Here is a 2,510-nt window from a genome sequence, read left to right as displayed (position 1 = left end):
CGATTAAGCATCTTGCCGAACCGATTAGTCAGTTCGCCGATTTCATCCCTGGCCTCACTTTGAACCTGTAAATCCAATTCTCCCCATTCGACCCGTTTCATTATCGCATTAAGTGAGAATATCCGTTTGATGAATGTTTTGGAAAAGATCGAAATAATGATCAGCAAGCTGACAATACAAGCAAGGATCACGATTAGCGTCGCATTAATGATTGAACCTGCGTTATGGGACACAAGCGCTGCGGGTACGAAACAATAGACCGTCCAATTAGCCTGCACGATCTTCTTCTTGACAAGAAACATTTCCGTTTGACCGGTGCGTACCGTCCCCTCATTCATTTTCATCATTTCTTTGAAGTCAAAGGCAATCAACTTTGCACTTTGATTCGCATATACGATTCGGTTATTGTCATCAGAGATAATGACAGCATACTCCTGATCGAGATCGGTAATGTTTTTGAAGAAACTGTTCTCATTAATTCGCATATAGACCATATTCGTATTGGGCTCTTTTAGCGTTTTTGGGAATTTATGAATGACAAACAGTTCGTTATCCTCATATTTCCATAGCGGTTCTATCCCTTTCATAGCTTCGTTGTACCATGGCTTCTCGTTAACCCGTTTATATGAAACTACTGAATCGCCGAATTCCGGAACAGTGCTTTGCGTGTAAAAGGTTATTTTCTCAATGTCCTTGTCAAGGTTCATCATCATAATAAAATACGGATCTAAGAAATCTTTCAAATCCCGTGAAAGATTGACTAAGTCGATATAATCGTTGGCTACAATCTTCTGAAACATCTTAGTAAATACAATCGATCGAATCGCATGATTGTAACGTTCAACCGAATTGTCAATATTCTGAGTAACGGTATTCACATTCTTATCAATCCCTTGCAGTGCCTGCAATTTGAGCATGTCCTTTGATTGATTGTAGGCGTATATGCCAAGCACCATAATAGGAATGATAATAACAATTAAATAAGATAGAAACAGTTTTTGATTAAACCGTAAACGATTGAACAAACCATAGATCAGCCGTTTCATCGTTTATGCCTCTTCTCTGTATTTGGAAGGCGTTCGACCAAAATGATTTTTGAATAACGAGCTGAAGTAGGAGAAGTTGTTATAACCAACATCCTGGCCGATATCGATAATTTTACGATTGGTTGTTATAAGCAGTTCCTTTGCCTTTTCCATTCGGTGCACGGTCATGAACTTATTAAGACTTATCCCTTTCTGTTTCTTGAATAGATGGCTCAAATAACTAGGAGATAAATAAACCCGCTCCGACAATAATTCCAATGACAAGTCAGTCTGATATTCGTTCTCGATTATTCGGACGACTTCATCAATCGCTTTGGAGGTCGCTTCCAAATTCGTTTCGCAGAAAGACTCGTTTTCCTTTAGAATACGCAATACTACTTTACGCAAATCGCTCAACTTTACCGTTTTATAGATGTCCTCCAAACTATGCTTGAATCTATCGTTATTCTTTTTTATAGAGGCATTGAATGCAGCTTTGACAATTTCGGTGCACACATATTTTACATAGATAACCGTTAAATGCTCACTGTTTTGTAGAGCATCAAACAGTTGCTCGACATACAGTTGCGCGATATCATATCGGTTGTGCTGAATATTTTGCGTCAATTGCGTTAACACATCATTTACTACTGCTGTCATATCGCCCTGAGCAAATGATGTGCGGTTTGCCAGCATCACCGTACCCTCATCGAAAAAGAACTTGTTTTCCAGCATCGTTTCCATTTCGTGAAATTGTTTGTGGAGCTGCTTCACATCATCCATCAATCCGCTGATCACAACACAAATATCATTATCGTACATATCCTGGAATATCCGGATCAATTGCTGGCCAAGCTCCGTTATAGCTTCCAGCGACTCGTCGGGGGCTGTTTCCAAGAACAGCAACGCTTGAAACTCATTCAAATGAATAAAATCGATATTGCGATGAATGAGTTCGCCCAACTGCTCTTCGATATCGAGATCAAGCCGATCGAAAAAGCGTTTACGAGAATCCAGCATCAACATCCGCATGTAAGAATAATTTTCGAACCTGCCGTTAGGCACCTTCAGATCCCGTTTGTCATCCGTCTCCTCTGCCTTGCTGAGTATAATATCAGTAAGCTGCTTCTGCTTTTCGTATCTGACTTCCTTCAAATAGGCAGCTTCTAGCTTTTCCTGCTGAACCTTCAATTTCAACGCTTCCTCGCACAGCAGGATGATCTCGGTCATATTCTTAATAAATTCGCTAACCTGCACAGGTTTTAATATATAATGGATTGCCTTCAGATCGATTGCCTTCTGTGCATACTCGAACTCACCATAGGCGCTCATAAACATCGTTTTGATAGGCTTACCTAGTTCACGAACCTTCTCTGCTAGCTGTAATCCGTCCATCCCGTTCATCCGGATATCGGTGAGCAAGATGTCAATATCATGGCTTTCGATATACAGGAGGTCAATATCATGGCTTTCGATATACAGGAG

2 protein-coding genes are annotated in these 2,510 nt (G+C 40.4%); both read right to left on the bottom strand.

Annotated elements, in window-relative coordinates:
* Window positions 1–1,046, bottom strand: a 1,046-nt coding sequence (locus AB4Z17_RS33090; RefSeq protein ID WP_441964660.1) for a sensor histidine kinase, incomplete at its 3' end; no start/stop codon positions are given.
* A 3-nt stretch (window positions 1,047–1,049) separates the two neighbouring features.
* Window positions 1,050–2,510: response regulator transcription factor (locus AB4Z17_RS33085; RefSeq protein WP_441964658.1), on the bottom strand; the 1,461-nt coding region annotated here is incomplete at its 5' end.

The sequence above is a fragment of the Paenibacillus sp. TAF43_2 genome, from assembly GCF_052113545.1.
Lineage (GTDB): Bacteria > Bacillota > Bacilli > Paenibacillales > Paenibacillaceae > Pristimantibacillus.
Note: the sequence above shows the minus strand (reverse complement) of the source record. Positions and strands in the feature narration are given on the sequence as shown.